Source organism: Aquimarina sp. U1-2, assembly GCF_017897595.1.
In the GTDB taxonomy this organism is placed as follows: domain Bacteria; phylum Bacteroidota; class Bacteroidia; order Flavobacteriales; family Flavobacteriaceae; genus Aquimarina.
In genome coordinates, this window is sequence record NZ_JAGKIK010000039.1 from 1 (window position 1) to 1,030 (window position 1,030).

Genomic DNA, 1,030 nt, shown 5'->3' on the forward strand with positions numbered 1-1,030 from the left:
AGCATAGCATTCTATGATAAAAACAAGTTTAAAGAGTTGATCTTATCAACAATGTTAACAAGCATATTTTAAAACATCAACATATTCCGTACCTCTGTTTACTACTGCAAATATTCTTGATACCAGTTTATTTCTTATAATGTTGATAGTGCTCATTTTATGTTTTCCCAACGCTGTCCTTTTCTTAAAGTATGCTTTCATCTCCGGATTATGTTTTATAGCAGATAAGGCGCACATATTCAAAAGTGTTTTTATTTCTTTGTTAGCCAAGTTTGACACTTTTGTTCGACCTTTCACACTGCTTCCAGATCTATGAGGGAAGGGTGCAATTCCACAATATGAGGCAAACTGTCTCCAGGTTTGGAACTTGCTAAATTTATTTGTGTGTACGATCAGACTTATTGCTGTCACTGTACCCACTCCTTTAACACTAAGAATCAAGTTGTAGATTTCCTTTAGTTGCTGGTCTTTTTCTATCAGGAGCTTAAGCTGGTTTTCAATAGCCTTTATTTCTCTGGTCAACGCTTTTATCATACGCTTTTGTAGACTAAATGAGAATGCGTAATCTTTACCGCTCAGTATTTGCTTCTGTTCTTTTAGACTGGTTTTATATCCTGCGCGTTCCCTGATCATTCTTTTACGTAGGGCAGCTAGGGACTTTAATTTCTTGACAGTTGTACCTACAGGCTTTTCTGCTTGGAGTTCTTCTCTTAGCCTATATCCATACAGGGCGATGCGAGCAGCATCAATACGATCGTCTTTTCCTCTGACAATGCCCATTGATTTCTTGATCTCTAGTCCAGAAATGATGCTGTAATACAATTGTTCTTTGGTCAGCACCTGTGTTAAGCGCTCCGTATAGATACCTGTATGCTCAAATATAAAGAACATCTCTTCTTTGCAATGGTTACTTCTCGATAACACCCACTCAAGTAGTTTACCTAAGCCTTTTGTTGTATTTTCAAAGCGCGCTTTATCTCTGGTGGAGTAAATAAAAGCATCTACCACAGATTTACTTACGTCAATACCG

1 protein-coding gene is annotated in these 1,030 nt (G+C 37.5%); it reads right to left on the minus strand.

The features are described from left to right. Positions 1-54: 54 nt before the first annotated feature. Positions 55-1,030, minus strand: a 976-nt coding sequence (locus J8281_RS18880) for an IS110 family transposase (RefSeq protein WP_210199222.1), incomplete at its 5' end; no start/stop codon positions are given.